This window comes from Curtobacterium sp. L3-7, assembly GCF_048756585.1.
GTDB lineage: Bacteria > Actinomycetota > Actinomycetes > Actinomycetales > Microbacteriaceae > Curtobacterium.
The window spans coordinates 491941-509871 of the sequence record NZ_CP151474.1 but is presented as its reverse complement, the minus strand read 5'-3'; the positions used below and the strand labels follow the sequence as shown (position 1 = coordinate 509871).

24 protein-coding genes are annotated in these 17931 nt (G+C 71.8%); 12 read left to right on the top strand and 12 right to left on the bottom strand.

What is annotated here, in order from left to right; genetic code table 11:
- The first annotated feature begins 47 nt into the window (after positions 1 to 47).
- Positions 48 to 929, top strand: a complete 882-nt coding sequence (locus AAEP80_RS02520) for an NAD-dependent epimerase/dehydratase family protein (protein WP_420365829.1) — start codon at positions 48 to 50, stop codon at positions 927 to 929.
- 15 nt (positions 930 to 944) lie between these two features.
- Here AAEP80_RS02520 and AAEP80_RS02515 read toward each other — a convergent pair whose 3' ends face one another.
- Together AAEP80_RS02515 and AAEP80_RS02510 are read right to left on the bottom strand one after the other, a co-directional pair.
- Positions 945 to 1451 (bottom strand): DUF6611 family protein, encoded by a 507-nt coding sequence (locus tag AAEP80_RS02515; RefSeq protein WP_420365828.1) that lies wholly within the window; start codon positions 1449 to 1451, stop codon positions 945 to 947.
- Positions 1448 to 1987: a hypothetical protein gene (locus tag AAEP80_RS02510; RefSeq protein WP_420365827.1), complete on the bottom strand. Its 540-nt coding sequence runs from the start codon at positions 1985 to 1987 to the stop codon at positions 1448 to 1450. Before AAEP80_RS02510 ends, AAEP80_RS02515 begins: the two co-directional genes overlap by 4 nt.
- A gap of 135 nt (positions 1988 to 2122) precedes the next feature.
- On the opposite strand from AAEP80_RS02510, the gene arr reads away from it, so the two are divergent.
- Both arr and AAEP80_RS02500 read left to right on the top strand, forming a co-directional pair.
- Positions 2123 to 2533, top strand: coding sequence for an NAD(+)--rifampin ADP-ribosyltransferase (gene arr / locus AAEP80_RS02505; protein ID WP_281266208.1), 411 nt, complete (start codon positions 2123 to 2125; stop codon positions 2531 to 2533).
- Between the two features lie 146 nt (positions 2534 to 2679).
- The gene (locus AAEP80_RS02500) at positions 2680 to 3429 is read left to right on the top strand and encodes a glycoside hydrolase family 16 protein (RefSeq protein WP_420365826.1); all 750 of its coding nucleotides are present in this window, start codon (positions 2680 to 2682) and stop codon (positions 3427 to 3429) included.
- Here AAEP80_RS02500 and AAEP80_RS02495 read toward each other — a convergent pair.
- Positions 3417 to 4058, bottom strand: a complete 642-nt coding sequence (locus AAEP80_RS02495; protein WP_420365825.1) for a hypothetical protein — start codon at positions 4056 to 4058, stop codon at positions 3417 to 3419. The genes AAEP80_RS02500 and AAEP80_RS02495 overlap by 13 nt on opposite strands.
- Positions 4055 to 4891: an alpha/beta fold hydrolase gene (locus tag AAEP80_RS02490; RefSeq protein WP_420365824.1), complete on the bottom strand. Its 837-nt coding sequence runs from the start codon at positions 4889 to 4891 to the stop codon at positions 4055 to 4057. Before AAEP80_RS02490 ends, AAEP80_RS02495 begins: the two co-directional genes overlap by 4 nt.
- Positions 4892 to 4985: 94 nt before the next feature.
- On the opposite strand from AAEP80_RS02490, the gene AAEP80_RS02485 reads away from it, so the two are divergent.
- Genes AAEP80_RS02485 through AAEP80_RS02475 form a run of 3 tightly spaced genes read left to right on the top strand, consistent with a single transcriptional unit; the run spans position 4986 to position 7182 of the window.
- On the top strand, positions 4986 to 5741 hold the full coding sequence (locus AAEP80_RS02485; protein WP_420365823.1) for a glycosyltransferase family 2 protein: 756 nt from the start codon (positions 4986 to 4988) through the stop codon (positions 5739 to 5741).
- Positions 5742 to 5755: 14 nt separating this feature from the next.
- Positions 5756 to 6580, top strand: a complete 825-nt coding sequence (locus AAEP80_RS02480; protein WP_420365822.1) for an endonuclease/exonuclease/phosphatase family protein — start codon at positions 5756 to 5758, stop codon at positions 6578 to 6580.
- Positions 6577 to 7182 carry a hypothetical protein gene (locus AAEP80_RS02475; RefSeq protein WP_420365821.1) on the top strand — a complete coding sequence of 202 codons (606 nt, stop codon included), beginning with the start codon at positions 6577 to 6579 and terminating at the stop codon, positions 7180 to 7182. Before AAEP80_RS02480 ends, AAEP80_RS02475 begins: the two co-directional genes overlap by 4 nt.
- A 12-nt stretch (positions 7183 to 7194) precedes the next feature.
- On the opposite strand, the gene AAEP80_RS02470 is transcribed toward AAEP80_RS02475, so the two are convergent.
- On the bottom strand, positions 7195 to 7362 hold the full coding sequence (locus AAEP80_RS02470; protein ID WP_420365820.1) for a hypothetical protein: 168 nt from the start codon (positions 7360 to 7362) through the stop codon (positions 7195 to 7197).
- Positions 7362 to 7754 (bottom strand): MerR family transcriptional regulator, encoded by a 393-nt coding sequence (locus tag AAEP80_RS02465; protein ID WP_420365819.1) that lies wholly within the window; start codon positions 7752 to 7754, stop codon positions 7362 to 7364. Before AAEP80_RS02465 ends, AAEP80_RS02470 begins: the two co-directional genes overlap by 1 nt.
- A 90-nt stretch (positions 7755 to 7844) precedes the next feature.
- Here AAEP80_RS02465 and AAEP80_RS02460 point away from each other — a divergent pair, with 90 nt between their 5' ends.
- From AAEP80_RS02460 to AAEP80_RS02450, 3 genes are all read left to right on the top strand, one after another.
- Positions 7845 to 8549: an SDR family oxidoreductase gene (locus AAEP80_RS02460; RefSeq protein WP_420365818.1), complete on the top strand. Its 705-nt coding sequence runs from the start codon at positions 7845 to 7847 to the stop codon at positions 8547 to 8549.
- Between the two features lie 94 nt (positions 8550 to 8643).
- On the top strand, positions 8644 to 9942 hold the full coding sequence (locus AAEP80_RS02455; protein ID WP_420365817.1) for an LssY C-terminal domain-containing protein: 1299 nt from the start codon (positions 8644 to 8646) through the stop codon (positions 9940 to 9942).
- A 30-nt stretch (positions 9943 to 9972) separates the two neighbouring features.
- Complete coding sequence (locus AAEP80_RS02450) at positions 9973 to 10458, top strand: DUF4126 family protein (RefSeq protein ID WP_420365816.1); 486 nt, start codon at positions 9973 to 9975, stop codon at positions 10456 to 10458.
- 33 nt (positions 10459 to 10491) lie between these two features.
- Here the strand turns inward: AAEP80_RS02450 and AAEP80_RS02445 are convergent, their stop codons facing one another.
- Both AAEP80_RS02445 and AAEP80_RS02440 read right to left on the bottom strand, forming a co-directional pair.
- Positions 10492 to 11376, bottom strand: coding sequence for an aldo/keto reductase (locus AAEP80_RS02445; RefSeq protein ID WP_420365815.1), 885 nt, complete (start codon positions 11374 to 11376; stop codon positions 10492 to 10494).
- Positions 11377 to 11459: 83 nt separating this feature from the next.
- Positions 11460 to 12440, bottom strand: coding sequence for an aldo/keto reductase (locus tag AAEP80_RS02440; protein ID WP_420365814.1), 981 nt, complete (start codon positions 12438 to 12440; stop codon positions 11460 to 11462).
- Positions 12441 to 12517: 77 nt separating this feature from the next.
- Between AAEP80_RS02440 and AAEP80_RS02435 the strand changes: the two genes are divergently transcribed.
- Positions 12518 to 12727, top strand: a complete 210-nt coding sequence (locus AAEP80_RS02435) for a hypothetical protein (RefSeq protein WP_413600555.1) — start codon at positions 12518 to 12520, stop codon at positions 12725 to 12727.
- Between the two features lie 11 nt (positions 12728 to 12738).
- Here AAEP80_RS02435 and AAEP80_RS02430 read toward each other — a convergent pair whose 3' ends face one another.
- Positions 12739 to 13329, bottom strand: a complete 591-nt coding sequence (locus AAEP80_RS02430) for a TetR/AcrR family transcriptional regulator (RefSeq protein ID WP_420365813.1) — start codon at positions 13327 to 13329, stop codon at positions 12739 to 12741.
- Between the two features lie 123 nt (positions 13330 to 13452).
- On the opposite strand from AAEP80_RS02430, the gene AAEP80_RS02425 reads away from it, so the two are divergent.
- Positions 13453 to 14184, top strand: a complete 732-nt coding sequence (locus AAEP80_RS02425; protein ID WP_420365812.1) for an SDR family oxidoreductase — start codon at positions 13453 to 13455, stop codon at positions 14182 to 14184.
- Positions 14185 to 14209: 25 nt separating this feature from the next.
- Here the strand turns inward: AAEP80_RS02425 and AAEP80_RS02420 are convergent, their stop codons facing one another.
- Together AAEP80_RS02420 and AAEP80_RS02415 are read right to left on the bottom strand one after the other, a co-directional pair.
- The gene (locus AAEP80_RS02420) at positions 14210 to 15091 is read right to left on the bottom strand and encodes an aldo/keto reductase (RefSeq protein ID WP_420365811.1); all 882 of its coding nucleotides are present in this window, start codon (positions 15089 to 15091) and stop codon (positions 14210 to 14212) included.
- Positions 15092 to 15124: 33 nt separating this feature from the next.
- Complete coding sequence (locus AAEP80_RS02415) at positions 15125 to 15721, bottom strand: YdeI/OmpD-associated family protein (protein WP_420365810.1); 597 nt, start codon at positions 15719 to 15721, stop codon at positions 15125 to 15127.
- A 122-nt stretch (positions 15722 to 15843) separates the two neighbouring features.
- Between AAEP80_RS02415 and AAEP80_RS02410 the strand changes: the two genes are divergently transcribed.
- Positions 15844 to 16227, top strand: coding sequence for a hypothetical protein (locus tag AAEP80_RS02410; protein ID WP_402727412.1), 384 nt, complete (start codon positions 15844 to 15846; stop codon positions 16225 to 16227).
- Positions 16228 to 16366: 139 nt separating this feature from the next.
- On the opposite strand, the gene AAEP80_RS02405 is transcribed toward AAEP80_RS02410, so the two are convergent.
- Positions 16367 to 17911, bottom strand: coding sequence for an FAD-binding protein (locus tag AAEP80_RS02405; RefSeq protein ID WP_420365809.1), 1545 nt, complete (start codon positions 17909 to 17911; stop codon positions 16367 to 16369).
- Positions 17912 to 17931 lie beyond the last annotated feature (20 nt).

Below are 17931 nucleotides of genomic sequence, written 5' to 3'. Positions count from 1 at the left end.
GGGTGTACGGTGATGAGACAACTGTCCCATCACTTCAGGAGCATCCCATGCGCGTCTTCATCACCGGCGGAACCGGCACGATCGGCACGGCCGTCGTCGCCGAACTCATCGCGGCCGGGCACACCGTCGCCGCCCTCGCCCGTTCCGACCGACCGGCCGCAGCGCTCACCGCGGCCGGCGCGGAGCCCGTCCGTGGCGGGCTGTCCGACCTCGACGTCCTCCGAGCCGGTGCCCGTGACGCGGACGGTGTCGTGAGCCTGGCCTTCTCGAACGACTTCAGCTCGCCCGAGTCGCTCGCCGCGGGCATCGCCGAGGAGTCTGCAGCGATGGCCGCCCTCGGTGAGGAGCTCGTCGGGTCCGACCGGCCGTTCGTCGTCGTGTCTGGCACGGCCTGGGTCCCCGGCCGGCCCTCCGTCGAGTCCGACCCGCTCCCGCTCGAGGGTCCGGTCGCCGGCCGTGCCCGATCGGTGCTCGCCGCGCTCGACCTGGCCTCGCGCGGCGTGCGGGTCTCCGCGATCCGTCTCCCCAGGACCGTGCACGCGGACGGAACGGGCGGGTTCGCCGGCATCCTCACCGAGACCGCTCGCCAGAGCGGGGTCGCCGGGTACCCGGGCGACGGCGAGCAGCGGTGGCCGGCCGTGCATGCGCGTGACGCAGCGGTGCTGTTCCGGATCGCGCTGGAGCGTGCCCCGGCTGGTACCGCGTGGCACGCCGTCGCGGACGAGGCCGATCGGGTCCGCGACATCGCCGACGTCATCGGACGGCGGCTCGGGCTGCCGGTGGAGCGGGTCGCGGACGATGCGTTCGGGCCGTTCGCCCCGATCTTCGCGATGGACCAGCCGTCGTCGAGCGAGTACACCCGGCGGACACTCGGGTGGGAGCCGACGCACGAGAGCCTGCTCGAGGACTTGGAGAACGTCGAGCGCTGACGGCCCGACCGCGTGTCACGGTCGGTGCGTCCTCGGCGGGAGGGTGTTCCAGACGTCGGCCCAGACCATCTCGAAGTCGACCGGCCGGACCTGCTGTGCGCGGAGCGTGCGTTCCAGCACGGCCAGGGCGTCGAGTGATCGGTCGAGCAGCCGGGCGTCGCCGTGCACCTCGGGGCGGCCGTTGCCGTAGAAGGTGGTCACCGTGATCGACCGGACGCGGGGCCGGAGCGTGCGGGTGGCCCGGCCGAGGACGAGGAACCCGCACGCGTAGGTGGCGAGCGCGGCGACCATCCCGACGGCCGGAGTCGGGTTCGTCGCGGCCATGATGCCGACCGCGAGGAGCGCGCCGAGGACCGTCCAGCCGTGCCATGCGCGGAGGAGTGCCCGCTCGCGCGTGCTCGTCCCCGGCGGGAACACGACGAGCGTCCGCGAGCTCCACATGGACCGGCTGGCGGGGTGGACGGAGTACCGACCCCAGAGGTGGATCCCCGCCGTCGTGCGGTCCCGGGTGATCGCGCTCATCGGATCTCGGCGCCGAGCGCGGCCCGGACGGGCTCGACCACGTCCCGGTGCCGCAACGCCGCCAGGCATGGGAAGCAGAGCAGGTCGCCCTCGTGCACGTCGGTCGGGACCGGTGCCGGGAGCCGGTGGAACGGGCCATCGGCGGCGCCGTCGCACGGGGTCACGACGTACGTCTCCGCCGTCGGCGCCGTCGTGACCCGCCCGATCAGGCGGACCTCGTCGAGCACGGCGCACGCGGGCAGGACGGCGTCGAGTTCGAGGAGCACGATGCCGGTTCGCGGTCGTCGCACCCGGGTGACGGACGCGACCGCCACGCTGACCTCGCGCGGTGTCCACGCCGGCGGCCGGAACCGCGGCGCAGCCTGTTCGGCGGTGTGCACGCAGGGGGTGCCGACGGTCTCGGCGAGCCGGACCATAGACACGGCGGAGATCACCACGTCGCCGATGGTCGGTGTCGTGCGCGCGGGCCACCGGGATGCGTCGAATGGATCGGGAAGCGACGCTCGGAGCGTCGGCATGATCGCTGTCAGTGTCACGTCGGCAACGATCGTCCCGGACGGCGGGGGCGATCCGGACCCTGACGGATCCCCTACGGCTGGACGGGACTTCATCACGCCGTCCTGACAGGACTGAGACGACGCGACCGCGACGGAGGTCGTACGCTGACCGTCGTGACCGGAGCGCTGGACGACGGGCCGTTCTTCCACGGGACGAAGGCCGACCTGCAGGTCGGGGACCTGCTGACGGCGGGGTTCCGCTCGAACTACCGTCCCGAGATCGTGATGAACCACGTCTACTTCACCGCGCTCCCCGACGGCGCCGGCTTGGCAGCCGAACTCGCCGCCGGTGATGCCGCGCCGCGTGTGTACGAGGTGGAGCCGACGGGCGACTACGAGAACGACCCCAACGTCACGGACAAGAAGTTCCCCGGCAACCCGACCCGGTCGTACCGGAGCACGTCGCCGGTCCGGATCGTGCGTGAGGTGCACGACTGGACCCGCCTGACGCCGGAGGCCCTCCGAGGGTGGCGCGAGCGGCTCGCCGCGCTCCGGTCGGAGCCCCGCGGCGAGATCATCAACTGACCCCCATACGGGGGTGATCCGTCGATGTCAAGTCCGCGGAATCGGCGCCAAGAGCGGTTACCCTCGCTGCGGCCCGCCGAGATCCGGCGGTCCCGGCGCCGACAGGGGTGACGGCGTCGCGAGTCATGAACAGGGAGTGACAGCTCATGCAGCAACGCACGAAGAGAGCGGCACTCGCCGCAACGGTCCTCAGCGCAGCACTCATCGCGGTGCCGCTCGGATCAGGGTCGGTCGCCGTCGCCGGGGTCACCGCACCCCGTGGTGACATCGGTGACTTCAAGCAGTCGTTCGTCGAGGACTTCAGCACCGACGCCTCCGCGAACGGGGAATTCGCGAAGACGTACGACGGCTCGTGGCAGCCGTACCCGGACGCAGGGATCTACTCGTCCGGCTCGCAGATCAGCGCGCACGACGGGCTGATGGACGTGAAGCTCGACGGGTCGAACGGTGCCGCCGGCACGTTCGGCACCCCGGACGGCGCATGGTCGCACGTCGGTGGCAAGTTCACCGTGAAGGCGAAGGCCAGCGGTGGCGACGGGAACGGCGCGGCCTTCATGCTGTGGCCGACGTCGAACACCTGGGCGGACGGGGAGATCGACTACCCCGAGGGCAACTTCGACGCATCGCCGACCGGGTACCACCACTCGATGACGCCCGGCCAGGAAGCGAACCGGGCCACCATCGGTACGGGCGTCGACTGGCGGAAATGGCACACGTACTCCGTGGAGTGGATCCCGGGCAAGTCGGTCACGTACCTGCTCGACGGCAAGGTGCTCCAGAAGATCACGGACGACGTGCCGACGAAGCCGCACCGCTACATGTTCCAGGTCGGCAACTGGGGTGCATCAGGGCACCTCTTCGTCGACTGGGTCAGCACGTACGACTACGTCGGCTGAACCCGCTCGACCCGCTGATCGACGCGGCCGGCGCGGAACACCGCGTCGGCCGCTCGTTCCTGCTGCACGGTCCACACGAGCAGGCCCGTCATGAGCGCCGCGAGCACGACGAAGCCCCAGGTCCACGGACCGAAGACGCCGTCCGAGACCACCGCGTTCCCCGCCTCCAGGAGGACGAACCCCGGGAACGCGAACGTCTGCCACTGCGCGAGGCGAACCGTCTGCCTCGCCGTGCCGAGCACGACGAGGTCCAGGCCGTCGGGCACGGCCGCGCGCCCTACTGCCGCCCAGCCCACCCGGCGAGTCGTCCGGCGTCCGAGCGGCTTCGCGACCGGTGACGACCACGCCCGGAACCAGCCCCGACGGACGCCGACGATCCAGCCGGCGACGAACACGACGATGCACCCCACGAAGCAGACGAGCTGGAAGATCCATGCAGGGTCGCCCCCGACGACGCGGAACACCAGCGCGAGCAGCGTCGCGAGGACGGACACGGCGACGGAGCAGTTCTGCACCCACCGTGGCAGCGGCCGGAACGGCTCGGCGACGGCCTCCTCCGCCAGCTGCTCCGCGAGTGCGAGGGCCCGCGGGTCGAGCGACCCGCCCGGACCAGCATCCGCAGCCCTCACGCGGCGACCACCTCGCGCACCAGGTCGGCCACGAGCCCGGGCTGCTCGAGCCCCGGCAGGTGCGCCACCCCCGGCAGCACCCGGCCCGGCTCCTGCCCGATGCGCCGCGCGGTCTCCTCGTAGAACGGCAGGTCGGCGGGGATGTCGAGGTCGCCCCACGTCGACAGCACCGGCAGCCGGATCTCGCCGAGCCGCGTCCACGCCTCAACCCCGGTCGACCCCGCTGAGTCCGGTGCGGCGACCTCGAGGATCCGCCGGTTCATGTCCTCGAACAGCATCCGAGCAGCACCACCGACGCGTCCACCAGGCGCCGCCGGCCCGTCGAGCCACAGGTGCGCGAGCGCGGCGATGCGGTCGTCGACCGAGGCGTCCGACGACTCCGCGACCTCGAGCAGCGGTGCGGTCGCGGGGTCGAGCACCCAGTCGAACGGGGTGTCCTCGTCGGTCATCTCGGAGACGCCGGCACCGATGAGCAGGACCCCGGCGATCCGGGACGGGACCGTCAGCGCGGCGTCGAGCGCGAGCGCGCCGCCCATCGAGTTCCCGACGAGGAACACCTGCTCGAGCTCCAGGGCGTCGAGCACGGTCACGAGGTCGTCGAGGTGCGAGAACCCGGTCGGATCAGCGGCGGCCGGCGTCTCCCCGTACCCGCGACGGTCGTACGCGACGAGGTCGAGGTCCGTGTCCTCGAGCGCATCGAACACGGTTGACCAGGACCGGCGGTCGGCGACACCGGCGTGGAGGAACACGACGGACTCGTCGCCCCCGATGCGGCGCGACACCGCGATCGCAGTGCCGTCTGCGGTCGTGACGGTGAGCTGCTCTGCTGCCATGGCCCCGAACCTAGCCATGATCGCGCCGCCGGGTACACGGCGGACGCGACCGGAGCCTCCCGTCCGCTCAGCACCACCTTGGTTGTCTGGATCGATGCGTTCCGTCTCCGTCGTCATCCCGGTGCTCGACGACGCCGACCAGCTGGCGCACTGCCTGGCGTCGCTCGCGGCACAGACGGTCCTGCCGACCGAGGTGATCGTCGTCGACAACGGCAGCAGCGACCGCAGCGTGGCGGTGGCTGCAGCGGCGGGCGCGACCGTGCTGCACGAACCGGTCCGCGGCATCGGGGCGGCGGCGAGCCACGGGTACGACGCCGCGACCTCGACCCTGATCGCACGGGTCGACTCGGACTCGGTGCTCCCGCCGGACTGGGTCGAGCGCGCCGCCCGCCGGTTCGACGACCCCTTCGTCACCGCGGTCACCGGACCGGGACGATTCCGCGGGCTGGGGCCGGTCGCCGCGGTGTTCTGGGACGTCGCCTACATGCGCGCGTACTTCCTGCTCATGACCGGGGCGCTGGCGCGTCCGCCGCTGTTCGGCTCGAACATGGTGATGCGACGGACCGCGTGGCTCGCGGTCCGTCACCGTGTGCACCGCTTCGACCCGCAGATCCACGACGACGTGGACCTGTCGATCCAGTTCGACCCCGCCTGGCGGACCGTCTTCGACCCGTCGCTGGTCGCGTCGGTGTCGGGCACGCCCGTCCGTGACGCGGTGGGGCTGGTGGTCCGCACCCGCAAGGCGGGCAGGACGATGTGGACGTCGGGGATGCGCGCGTTCGCTCCCGGCCGGATCATGCGCCGCGTGCTCGCCGGGACGCGGGCCGTCCCCGTGGTGCGCCGACCGTGACCGCGGATGCTCCGGTGGTCGGGCCCGTCGCGCCGCCCGGCCTGCACTGCATGACGTTCAACGTGCGCCGTCCGGTCCCGCACCTGCGGTCCGGGCACCCGGACGCGTGGGTCCGGCGGGCACCGGCCGTCGCCACGCTGGTCCGGTCCGAGACACCGCACCTCCTGGCCGTCCAGGAGGCAGTGCCCACCCAGGTGCAGCACCTCGGCGCCGCCCTCGGGTCGCGCTGGCACCCCGTGGTCACCGGGCGCGGACCGGGCGGTGGTGGCGAGGGCGTCGGCTTCTTCGTGGACACCGAGCGGTTGCGCGTGGTGTCGGAGCGGACGATCGCGCTCGGACCGGACCCGTCGCGGGTCGGTGCCAGGGCGTGGGGTGCCCCGTTCCCGCGGATCGCGGTCGTCTGCGAGTTCGACGACCTGGCCACGGGTGTGCGCTTCGCCGGTGTCGCGACGCACGTCGACCCGTTCTCCCGGCCGGCGCAGATCCGGTCCGCGGAGCTGATCGGTCGGGTCGTCCGCGAGACGGGGCTGCCGGCCGTGGTGCTGGCGGACTGGAACGCCGGCGAGCGCTCGGCGTCGGCGGGGGTACTCGCGGCGGCAGGGCTGGACGACACGTGGGTGCTGGCGGACCCCGCCGGACGCCAGGTGCCCGTCGGCACGTACGCCCGGTACCGCACGCCTCGTTCTGGTCGCGCCCGGATCGACCGCGTCCTGGTCAGGGGAACCCCGTCGGTCGGTGTCGCCGTGGACCGTGTGGCGATCTCGGTTCGGCGACCGGCCGGGATCTGGCCGTCCGACCACCTGCCCGTGCACGCCGTCCTGCGATGGGAGCCCCGATGAGCCGTCCGCTCGTGCAGTCCGCCGGGTCCACGTTCCTCCGCCGCCCCCGTGGGTGGGAGTTCGTCGCGGACGGCCTCCGCGTGCTCGCGCTCGTCAGCGTCCCCGTGGCGGCGATCGGCTGGGGCGCGATCTCCTTCGCCGTGATGGGGCTGTCCCTGCTCGGGGTGGTGCTCCCGCGGATCCTCGGGTTCCGGCCGGGGTTCGACATCGCGCTCTGCGTGCTGTCGGTGGTCGCCGGGTGGAGCAGTGTCCTCGACTGGTACACGACGGTGTTCGGGTGGGACAAGATCGTGCACCTGCTGCTCATCGGTGCGTTGAGCGCCCTGGTGGCGATCGTCGCCGCGGACCTCGGGGTGCTGCCGGACGCCAGGTCGATGCACCTCGCCACCGCCGTCGTCGTCTGCGGGACGATCGGTCTCGCGATCGGCGGGCTGTGGGAGATGTTCGAGTGGGCGGGGCACACGTACCTCGACGCGACGATCTACGTCGGCTACGACGACACGATCGGCGATCTCGCTGCTGACACCCTCGGCGCGGTGGCCTCTGGCTTCGTGCTGCGCTGGTGCGCCGGTGACCGGCGGGTGGTCGTCTCCCGTCGGTGACGTCGAGCGCGATCAGGGGCGGTACTCGTCCCGACGGCCGTGTGCCCGCGTCGTGGTCGGTGGGACGCGCGGACCGGTCGCGCCGCCCGACCCGAGGGAGTCCATGACACCGGCCAGCACCTGCAGCACCGCGACGGCGGTGGATCCGAGCCACCGGAGGACGCGCCACGCGACGCGCATCAGGCGGCGCTCCGTGCGGTGTCGGTGCGGAGCGCAGGGCAGTGCTCGGGGGTCGGGTGCTCGCTGATGTGGATGACCTCGTCGAGGCGGTCGCGCGCGGCCTCGAGCTCCGCGATCTGCGCCGTGATCCGGTCCCGCTCGTGGACGAGCAGCGCGGCGCTCTCGACGGTGGCGACTCCGGCGTCGACGCACGGCATGAGCTGCGCGATGGTCCGGCTGGCGAGCCCGGCGGCGTAGAGCTGCTGGACGAGCCGGACACGGTCGACCGCCTCGGCGTCGTACGTCCGCTGGCCGGATGCCGTCCTGGTCGCCGCGAGCAGCCCCCGCTCCTCGTAGTACCGGAGCGACCGGACGCTGACGCCGGCCTTCGCTGCGAGGTCCCCGATGCGCATGTGTCCTCCGCGACTTGCACCTGACATGGATGTGAGGTCTTAGCGTACCTCCGTCGGTCCGGGAGGTGCCCGGTCGACGGAAGGAACACCATGGACATCGCCGGATCGGTCGCACTCGTCACCGGGTCGAACCGCGGCATCGGTCGCCGCTTCGTCACGCAGCTCCTGGAGCGTGGTGCAGCCAAGGTCTACGCGACCGCGCGCCGCCCCGAGCTCGTGGACATCGAGGGCGTCGAGGTGCTCCCACTCGACATCACCGACCAGGCGTCCGTCACCGCCGCGGCCGAGCGCGCCGGGGACGTCACGCTGCTGATCAACAACGCCGGGATCGCGACGCAGTCCTCGCTGCTGACCGACGACCTCGAGACCGTGCGGCGCGAGATGGACACGCACTTCTGGGGGAACCTGTCGATGGTCCGGGCATTCGCGCCCGTCATCGAGCGGAACGGCGGTGGCACGATCGTCAACGTGCTGTCCGCCCTGTCCTGGTTCGCGCATCCAGGCAGCGGTGGGTACGCGTCCGCCAAGGCAGCGGAGTGGAACATGACGAACGCCGTGCGGCTCGAACTCGTGCCGCGTGGCGTCACGGTGCAGGGGCTCCACCTCGGCGCCGCCGACACCGACATCATGGCCGGGTACGAGGGCGAGATGATCGATCCGATGGAGGTCGCGATCGCGTCCCTGGACGGCGTCCAGCGGGACGCGGCCGAGGTCGTCGTCGACGAGTGGAGCGCACTGGTGAAGGCGTCGCTGGCGGCAGATCCGGCCGCGTTCTACGCGCAGTTCGGGATCTGACCACCGGACGGGAGGCTCGTGGCGGGCCCGCCACGAGCCTCCCGTCCGCCCGATGGGCGCCACCGATCCGCGCTGCCGGACTAGGTTCCAGGACATGCGCTCCCCGATCCCGTCGGTCGTCCGGCGGATCGACGGCGCCTTCGCGTGGCTCGCCATCGTCGCTGCGGCTCTGCTGGCGGTCGTCCTCGCGACCCAGGCCTTCGCCCGCGGGTGGAGCCAGAGCTGGTTCGTCGTGCTCGTCTACCTGGTCATCGCCTACCTGGTGCTCCCCCGGCTGCACACGGCGCTCGCCGCGGTGTACCTGCCCGACTACTTCATCGGCAGGACCCGGACCCGCGAGGGCATCCTCGGCGACCCGGTGAACATCGCGCTGATGGGATCGGAGGAGCAGATCCACACGGTGATGCGGGACGCCGGGTGGGTGCTCGCGGACGACCTCGGCTTCCGGGCGAACCTGCGCATCGTCGTCGCGACGCTGACCAGGCGGAGCTACCCGAACGCCCCCGTGTCGAACCTGTACCTCTTCGGTGGACGGCAGGCGTTCTGCTACCAGCAGGAGGTCGGCAACAGCCCTGGCAAGCGGCACCACGTGCGGTTCTGGCGGACGCCGGACGACTGGCTGCTCCCCGGTGGGCGCCGGGTGGAGTGGCTCGCGGCGGCGACGTTCGACAGCGGGGTCGGTTTCAGCGTGTTCACGTGGCAGGTCACGCACCGTGTCGCGCAGGACATCGACGCCGAACGCGACCACGTCATCGGGTCGCTCGGTCCTGCTGCGCGGGTCGACGTCATCGAGGCGTTCTCCGCCGGCTACCACTCCCGGAACGGCGGCGGTGACGCGATCCAGACCGACGGGGACCTCCCCGTCGCGGATCTCGGAGCCGTCGTCGCCGACGAACCGGCACGCCAGGAGACCTCGCGTCGGCTGGGCCGTGTCCGCCCGGGCGAGGTCGTCGCGGGCGTGCTGCTCATGGCGATCCGGCCCCTCGCGGCCGCCGCGCTCGTGCTCGCCATCGTCACCGGGGTCGACATCGCGGGGTTGCTGGGGTCGACGGCGGACACGGCCTCGCTCGCGACACCCGGGGTCCGCGTCGTGCTCGCCGTGGTCTTCGGCATCGTGTCGCTGTTCTGGTGGGTGCTGACCCTGCGTGTCTGGCTCGGTCGACCGTTCGCCCGGTTCACGGCGATGACACTGTCGACGATCGGGATCGTCACGGTCGCCACGGCCTGGATCGGCGGGACCGAATCGCTGACGATGCAGAGCGGTCTTGCGGGGTTCGCGCTCGACATCGCGATCCTGTTCGCGCTGTCCGGGGCGGAGTCCCGCCAGTGGACGCTCGGCCGCAAGCGTCGCCGTCGCCGGTCCCCAGGGGGCGTCGTCAGCCCGCGCGCGTAGCGTCGGACGGACACGAGAAGGCGAGAGACGATGGCGAAGAACACCAAGCACACCGGCACGCGAGCACTGCTGCTCGGCATCCTGAGCGGCGGTCGGAGCGCGACGCCCCTGGCCCTGCTGGCGCTGAACCGGGACCGCAAGGAGCTCACCGGTGCGTGGCAGGACTGGCCGATGTTCCGCACGCAGCTCGGTCGCGGGCTGCTCGTCGCCGGTGCCGTCGGGGAGCTCGTCGGGGACAAGCTGCCGAAGACCCCGAGTCGCATCGCGGCAGCCGGGCTCATCGGGCGTGCCGGGTCGGGCGCCCTCGTCGGTGCGGCGATCGCCACGACCGGCAAGCGCGACCGCCGCGTCGAGGGTGCGGTCCTCGGCGCGGTCGGTGCGCTCATCGGCAGCTTCGCCGGCTACTTCCTGCGCAAGGCGATCGGGACCACGACGGGCCTCCGGGACCCGCTCGTCGCCCTCGGCGAAGACGCCGCGGTGATCGCGGGCTCGTCCAAGGTGATCACCGCGCGCTGATCGTCAGTCCGCTGATCGTCAGTCCGCTGATCATCAGTCCTCAGGGATGACGCGCTCGAAGCGCGACGTGTCCGTGCCGTCGGGGTCCGGGCCGTTGCGCTTCCCCGTGTCGAGGGCGTCGAGGGACGCGAGCTCATCGTCGGACAGCGCGAAGTCGAAGACGTCGAAGTTCTCCGCGATCCGTCCGGGGTTCGTCGACTTCGGGATCGCGTTCCGCCCCTGCTGCAGGTGCCAGCGGAGCATGACCTGCGCAGCGGTCTTGGCGTGCGCCTCGCCGATCGCACGGATCGTCGGGTCGTCGAGCACGCTGACCCGCTCGTCGCCGAAGCCCGGGTAGAACGTGATGCCGCCGATCGGGGACCACGCCTGGTCGAGGATCCCGTGCTCGGCGTCGGCCCGCTGCACGTCCGGTTGCGTGAAGTACGGGTGCAGCTCGACCTGGTTGAGCGCGGGGATGACGTCGGTCTGGTTGAGGAGCGAGCGGAGGTGGTGCGGCATGAAGTTGCTCACCCCGATCGCCCGGACCCGGCCGGCGGCGTACAGCTGCTCGATCGCCCGGTACGCGGCGACGGTCTTGTCGAAGCGGTCCGGTGCGGGCTGGTGCAGGATCAGCACGTCGACCGTGTCGAAGCCGAGCTTGCGCGTCGCCTTGTCGAACGCGTGCAGGGTCTCGTCGTACCCGTAGTCGGAGACCCAGATCTTGGTCTCGACCACGATGTCGTCGCGGTCGACGCCCGAGGCGCGGATGCCCTCGCCGACCTGTCGTTCGTTGCCGTACGCGGCGGCGGTGTCGATGTGGCGGTAGCCGACCTCGAGCGCGGTCCGCACCGCGTCGACCGTGTCCTCCGGGGAGCTCTGGAAGACGCCGAAGCCGATCGGGGGGAGCTGGACGCCGTTGTTGAGGGTGATGTTGTCCATGCGGGCAACGGTAGGCCGGTGCTCGACGGGGCGACGGGTCCTGTCGGTACCTGCTCCCGCGGTGCTCGGATCGCCCGCTGCGGTCACCAGCGTTCGTGCACCGTCGCGCGGAACCACCGGTCGTAGAGCTCGTGCACGGTCGTGTCGAGTCCCGGGACCGGGTCGAGCGAGCCTGCGGCGGCGTTGGAGCGGGCCTGCTCGGCGTTCCGCGCGCCGGGGATCGCGGCCGTGACGCCGTCCTGCGCGACGATCCAGGCGAGCGCCGCCTGCGGGACGGAGACGCCGTCGGGCAGTGCGGCGGCGAACTCCTGCGCCGCCCGGACCCCGTCCTCGAACGGTACGCCGCTGAAGGTCTCGCCCTGGTCGAACGCCTCGCCGTGGCGGTTGTAGGTGCGGTGGTCCTCCGGGGCGAACTCGGTGTCGGTGGTGTACTTGCCGGAGAGCAACCCCGATGCCAACGGGACGCGCGCGAGCACGGCGACCCCTGCCTCCCGTGCGGCCGGCAGGACCGCGTCCAGCGGCTTCAAACGGAACGCGTTGAGGATGATCTGGACGCTCGCGACGCCGGGCCGCTCGATCGCGGTGAGCGCCTGGTCGGCGGTCTCGACGCTGACGCCGTACGCGGCGATCGACTGATCGGCGACGAGCGCGTCGAGCGCGTCGTAGACGGCGTCGTCGTCGAACACGGGGGTCGGCGGGCAGTGCAGCTGGACCAGATCCAGCGTGTCCTGCTGCAGGTTCGTGCGTGAGTGGTCGACCCATTCGCGGAAGTTCGCCGCATTGTAGTTCGACGGGACCTGCTCCGCACGGCGGCCCATCTTCGTCGTGACCGTGACGCCGGAGTCGGCGTTGGCGCGGAGCCATCGCCCGATGAGCTCCTCGCTGCGACCGTCGCCGTAGACGTCGGCGGTGTCGAAGAGGGTCACGCCGGACTCGAACGAGGCGTCCATCACCGCGAAGGCGTCGGCGTCCTCCACCGGACCCCAGTCGCCGCCGAACTGCCAGGTGCCGAGGCCGATCACGGAGGTCTCACGGCCGGTGCTGGCCAGGGTGCGTCGCTGCATGGTCACGACGGTAGTCCCGCTGGGCCGTGTACTGGTGGAGCCTCCTTCACCGCGCGTTCCGCTCCTACCGTGGAGGCATGCACGACGACACCAGCACGATCGAGACGACGACCCCCGCGGCCGGACGGCCCTCGTTGCGCGAGCGCGTCGCGATGTGGTGGACGGTGAACGCCGAGATCACGGAGCTCACGCGGGACCGCGAGCGCGAAGCCCGGGTGCGCGACGAGATGGCGGTGCGCCTGGCTCCGGGGCCGTGGGCGCTCGCCGACCTGTTCCGGCGCCGCTGAGCGCGCAGCCTTCAGCGCTGCGCCGGTCGCGCTGCGCCGCTGAACAGGCCGGCGGTGCCGAGCCGGACCCGAGCCCTGGCTCGGTCCTGGTCGTCGCCGAACCGGTCCACTCCCCACGAGAGCGTCGTCAGCAGCTCGAAGACGTCCTCGGCGCTCGCCGCGTCGGTCGCCGATCCGTCCGACCGGGCCCGCTCGAGGAACTCCCCCGTCCGCTCGGTCAGGCCGGCGCAGACGCTGCTGACGGGCGAGTCGTCGTCACCGATCGCGCCCGCGATGCAGGTCGGCAGGTTCTGCCAGATCCGGAGCTGCCAGGTCACGCGGAACATCCACTCGGCGAGGGCCTCGTCGGCGGGCAGCTCCTCGAGGTCGCGGGAGTCGCGGAGTGCGGCGTGGAAGCTCTCCGCCATCACGGCCGCGAGGAGGTCTTCCCGTGTCGGGAAGTTGCGGTACAGGGTCGCGTTCCCGACGCCGGCCGCGGTCGCGATGCCGTCGATCGGCGCGAGGGTGCCGCCCTGCTCGAACACCTGTCGAGCCGCGGTGATGATCGCGTCACGGTTGCGTCGTGCGTCGGCGCGCATGGGCTTCGTGGTCGTCTGGTCCACGGCGTCTCCGATCTGGTCCGTCTCGGTTGACAGAAGTGGGGCTCGGTTGACAGAAGTGGGGGGACTCCCCACATACTGATCCGGGGACAATCCCCGTTCCACCCTCAACCTACAGGAGTGACCATGACTGAGCGACTCGACGACCGGATCGTGCTCGTGACCGGAGCGAACGGCGGGCTCGGCGAGGAGTTCGTGCGCCAGGCCCTGGAACGCGGTGCCGCCAAGGTGTACGCGACCGCCCGCTCCCCGCGGCAGTGGGACGACGACCGGATCGTGCCGCTGACCCTCGACCTGACCGACGCGGGGTCGATCGCAGCGGCGGCGATGGCCGCTCCCGACGTCGATCTGCTCGTGAACAACGCCGCCATCGCCCCCGCCTCCGACGGCTCGATCGCGAGCGCGGACGACGACGTGCTCCGGTCCGTCTTTGAGACGAACGTGTTCGGGACGATCAAGGTCTCCGGCGCGTTCGCCCCCGTGCTCGCCCGGAACGGCGGCGGCGCCGTGCTGAACGTGCTGTCCCTCGCCGCGTGGACGCCGATCCCGACGGTGTACGCCGCGTCCAAGGCGGCCGCCTGGTCCGCGACGAACGGGCTCCGGACCGAGTTGGCGGCGCAGGGCACGACCGTGACCGGGGTCCTCGTCGGCATGATCGACACCGCGATGGGGGCACGGTTCGACGTGCCGAAGGTGAGCCCGGCGAGCGTCGTCGCGCAGGCGTACGACGGCGCGGTCGTGGGCGCGTTCGAGGTCCTCGCCGACGACGACACCCGGATGGTCAAGGGACTGCTGAGCCGCCCCGCCGAGGACCTCGGCGAGGCGACCGCACAGGCGATGGCGGCCATCGCGGGCTGAGCGGCCCGCGCGTCCCGTTCGCGCGTCAGTTGCCGAGCGCGGAGAGCTCCTCGAACTCGTCGTCGGTCAGCTCGATCGTCGCGCCCGCGAGGTTGTCCTCGAGGTGCGCGACGCTCGAGGTGCCGGGGATCGGCAGCACGACCGGCGATCGCTTGAGCAGCCAGGCGAGGGCGATCTGCGCCGGGGTGGCGTCCTTGCGCTTCGCGAGGTCGGTCAGTGGGGAGTCGTCACCGGTCAGGCCGCCGGTGGCGAGCGGGAACCACGGGATGAAGCCGATGCCCTGCTCGGTGGACCAGTCGAGGAGCTCCTCGGCGTCGCGCTTCTGCAGGTTGTAGAGGTTCTGCACCGAGACGATCGTGGCGATCTCCTGCGCGGCCTTCACCTCGTCCACCTGGACCTCGGACAGGCCGATGTGCCGGATCTTGCCCTCGTCCTGGAGCTTCTTGAGCTCACCGACCTGGTCTTCGAGCGGGACCTTCGGGTCGATGCGGTGCAGCTGGAACAGGTCGATGCGCTCGAGCCCCAGCCGGCGCAGGCTCATCTCGGCCTCCTGCCGCAGGTACTCCGGTCGACCGACGGGCGGCCACTCGTTCGGGCCCGTGCGGGTGAGGCCGGCCTTCGTCGCGATCACGATGTCGTCGCCGTATGGGTGGAGCGCTTCGTGGAGCAGCTCCTCGGCGACGTAGGGGCCGTAGCTGTCGGCGGTGTCGAAGAAGTTCACGCCGAGCTCGACGGCGCGCTGCAGGACGCGGACGGCTTCGTCGTGGTCCTTCGGGGGCCCCCAGACCCCGGGGCCGGTGAGCTGCATGGTGCCGTACCCGAGGCGGTTCACCTCGAGGTCGCCGCCGATGCGGAACGTGCCGGAGGCGTCGGCGGGACGGGTGGTGGTGTCAGGACCTGTCGTCATGTGTCCGGTCTACCCCGTCTGGCTGCTCCGTCCTCAGCGGCCCTGTCCCCCTACCCGGCGCGGGTACGGCGTCTCGCCGCGCTCCAGCATCTCGACGAGCTTCGTCAACCGGTTCGTCCGCGCGGTCGCGCTCGGGGCGGTCGTGATCCGGTGCAGCACCGCGTACCGGTTCGTCGCGTCGAGTTCCGCGAACAGCGCGGCTGCGGCCGGGGCGGCGTCGAGCGCTGCCAGCAGGTCCTCGGGCACCGTGATCGAGGCGGCTCCGGCGTACGCGCGGTCCCAACGCCCGTCCGCCTTCGCTCGGTCGATCTCCGCCTGCCCCCGGTCTCGCATCCGCCCGTCGGCGATGAGCGTCGCGACGAGCCCGATGTTGCGCTCGGACCACAGCGAGGCCTTCCGGCGCGGCGTGAACCGCTGCAGGAACGTCGCGGCGTCGAGGCTGCGCTTCTGACCGTCGATCCACCCGGAGCAGAGCGCTTCGTCGAGCGCCTGGGCGTAGGTCACGGACGTCGGCTCCGTCGTGCCCTTCTTCGCGAGCACGAGCCAGACCCCGTCGGAGGAGTCCTCGTTCGCGTCGAGCCACGCGCGCCAGGCTGCGGCGTCCACGACGACGAACGGCTCGATCTCCATGCGGCACATCGTAGGACGCGTCGATCGGATGGTCCGGACGTGAATGATGCGCGCGACTACCTTCTGATCCGAGCGACCGCCCGGTCGCCACGGCCGACGTCGGCCACGAAAGGGAACACATCATGAGCAGCTCTTCTGCCTCGGGTCGGCCGACCACGGTCACCATCTCGTTCGTCCTCTGGCTGGTGACGGTCCTGATCGGGATCATCGGCGGCATCGTGGGCTTCGCTTCCTCCGGTTCGCAGGTGCAGGGGGCTGCCAGCGGCACCGCCCTCGTGATCGGCGCGGTCATCGCGATCGTCATCGCCCTGGTCGAGCTCTTCATCGTGTTCCGCATGCGCGACGGCCGGAACTGGGCCCGCATCGTGCTGCTGGTCCTGGCGATCCTGCAGGTCCTCGGAGTCGTGAGCGCGTTCAGCATCGTCGGCACGATCGGCCTCATCGCCGTGATCATCGCGACGATCCTGATGTTCCTCCCCGCCTCGAACGCCTACTTCCGCCGCTGAGGCGCGCGGGCGCGCCGGCGGGGCCCGCCCGGCGCGCTTCGCGTCCGCACAACCGAAAGCAGCTCGCACCACGCAAGTCGGTGGTTCGAGCTGCTTTCGGTTGTGCAGGCGCGGACGGCACCGCGCCGCCGCCCCAGCGTCACACCCAGTGCGGCTGGGCGAAGAGGCCGTCGGGGTCCGCCTGCTCGGCGATCCGGTGCAGGCGCGAGGTGTTCACGTCGAAGTACGCCGCCGGGTCCGTGATCGCCGCGTCGCAGTAGTTCGCGTACGCCCCGTCGCCCCATGCCGGCGTCATCGCCTTCCGGAACCCGCGCACGTACTGGTCGAACGGCGCCGGGTCGGCACCGTTCCGGAACACCGCGGTGTACTGCACCGTGCAGAGCGCCGACCGCCACGGGAACGCACTGTCCGTCCGCCCGACATCGGCCACGACCCCGCCGAGGGCATCGAGCGCGACCCCGCCCTCGAGCACGCCGGACACCTGCCCCGCACCCGCCGCCTGCTGCACGAGCACGTCGATCTGTGCGTCCGTCAACGCGGCGGTCCCGATCGACGAGGTCGCCGCCTGCGACACCCGCTGCGCCTTCCCGCCGAGCTGCGCCATGGCCTGTCCGTAGGTCAGCTCGGTCGCCGTGTGTGTGGTCGGCGTCACTCCGGTCGCCGTGATGAAACCGTCGACGCTGGCGTCCGCGCCCGACTTTTCGCCGGTCCAGGTGCCGGTGACCGTCACGGTGGGCGCGCTGTGCCGGGATCCGGCGAGCAGCTTCAGCGTCGACCAGAGCTTCGGGTCCGCCTTCGGCGCCCAGTCCTGCCAGGCGCGCACGACGTCCCGGGCGGCCGACCAGGGGAACACGATGCTGAAGAGCAGGACGGGAGGCGCGGCCTGCGTCCGGAACGTCATCGACGTCACGACGCCGACGGTTCCACCGCCCCCACCGCGGCAGGCCCAGAACAGGTCCGGTTCGCGCGTGGCCGAGACCTCGTGCACGGCTCCGTCGGCGGTGACGACCGTGGCTCCGGTGAGCTGGTCGCACGTCAGCCCGAAGGACCGCACGAGGACGCCGACACCGCCGCCGAGCGTCAGCCCCCCGATGCCCACCGTCGGGCAGGATCCCGCGCCGATCGCACGGCCGGCCTCCGCCAGCGCCGCGTACACGTCGCCGAGCTGTGCGCCGGGGCCGATCGTCACGGAGTCGCCCGAGACGTCGATCCCGTCCAGCGCCTGCGTGCTGATCACCAGCGACCGCGGGACGTCGGTCCCGGATGCACCGCCGGCCGACCACCCCGTGTACGAGTGGCCGCCGGCCCGGAGCGCCACCGGGGTGTGCGTGTTCCTCGCGAACGCGAGCCCGGCGACCACGTCGTCGCTGTTCGCGACGCGGAGGATGCCCTGCGGGTCGGCGTCGTCGTACCGGGGGTTCTCGAGCACGCGTGCGCCGTCCCACCCCGTCGAGCCGGAGCGCAGCAGCGTGCCGGAGACCGCGGCGGCCAGCGCGTCCCACGAGTCCGGGCCCGTTGGTGACGACGGTGTCGGGGTGGGACTCGGTGTCCGCGTGCGGGTCGGCGACGGCGACGGCCCGGTGCATGCGGCCAGGACCCCCGCGAGCCCGAGCCCGACCCCCCCGGCGATGAGCCCCCTGCGTGTGGTCGTGCTGCGTGTGGTCGTGCTGCGTCCCTCGGTCACCCACCCTTTCTACGCGCTCC

Coding starts and splice junctions, on each gene's coding strand:
- AAEP80_RS02520 (WP_420365829.1), top strand. CDS start 48: ATGCGCGTCTTCATCACCGGCGGAACCGGCACGATCGGCACGGCCGTC.
- AAEP80_RS02515 (WP_420365828.1), bottom strand. CDS start 1,451: ATGAGCGCGATCACCCGGGACCGCACGACGGCGGGGATCCACCTCTGG.
- AAEP80_RS02500 (WP_420365826.1), top strand. CDS start 2,680: ATGCAGCAACGCACGAAGAGAGCGGCACTCGCCGCAACGGTCCTCAGC.
- AAEP80_RS02490 (WP_420365824.1), bottom strand. CDS start 4,891: ATGGCAGCAGAGCAGCTCACCGTCACGACCGCAGACGGCACTGCGATC.
- AAEP80_RS02485 (WP_420365823.1), top strand. CDS start 4,986: ATGCGTTCCGTCTCCGTCGTCATCCCGGTGCTCGACGACGCCGACCAG.
- AAEP80_RS02475 (WP_420365821.1), top strand. CDS start 6,577: ATGAGCCGTCCGCTCGTGCAGTCCGCCGGGTCCACGTTCCTCCGCCGC.
- AAEP80_RS02470 (WP_420365820.1), bottom strand. CDS start 7,362: ATGCGCGTCGCGTGGCGCGTCCTCCGGTGGCTCGGATCCACCGCCGTC.
- AAEP80_RS02465 (WP_420365819.1), bottom strand. CDS start 7,754: ATGCGCATCGGGGACCTCGCAGCGAAGGCCGGCGTCAGCGTCCGGTCG.
- AAEP80_RS02460 (WP_420365818.1), top strand. CDS start 7,845: ATGGACATCGCCGGATCGGTCGCACTCGTCACCGGGTCGAACCGCGGC.
- AAEP80_RS02455 (WP_420365817.1), top strand. CDS start 8,644: ATGCGCTCCCCGATCCCGTCGGTCGTCCGGCGGATCGACGGCGCCTTC.
- AAEP80_RS02450 (WP_420365816.1), top strand. CDS start 9,973: ATGGCGAAGAACACCAAGCACACCGGCACGCGAGCACTGCTGCTCGGC.
- AAEP80_RS02445 (WP_420365815.1), bottom strand. CDS start 11,376: ATGGACAACATCACCCTCAACAACGGCGTCCAGCTCCCCCCGATCGGC.
- AAEP80_RS02440 (WP_420365814.1), bottom strand. CDS start 12,440: ATGCAGCGACGCACCCTGGCCAGCACCGGCCGTGAGACCTCCGTGATC.
- AAEP80_RS02435 (WP_413600555.1), top strand. CDS start 12,518: ATGCACGACGACACCAGCACGATCGAGACGACGACCCCCGCGGCCGGA.
- AAEP80_RS02425 (WP_420365812.1), top strand. CDS start 13,453: ATGACTGAGCGACTCGACGACCGGATCGTGCTCGTGACCGGAGCGAAC.
- AAEP80_RS02420 (WP_420365811.1), bottom strand. CDS start 15,091: ATGACGACAGGTCCTGACACCACCACCCGTCCCGCCGACGCCTCCGGC.
- AAEP80_RS02415 (WP_420365810.1), bottom strand. CDS start 15,721: ATGGAGATCGAGCCGTTCGTCGTCGTGGACGCCGCAGCCTGGCGCGCG.
- AAEP80_RS02410 (WP_402727412.1), top strand. CDS start 15,844: ATGAGCAGCTCTTCTGCCTCGGGTCGGCCGACCACGGTCACCATCTCG.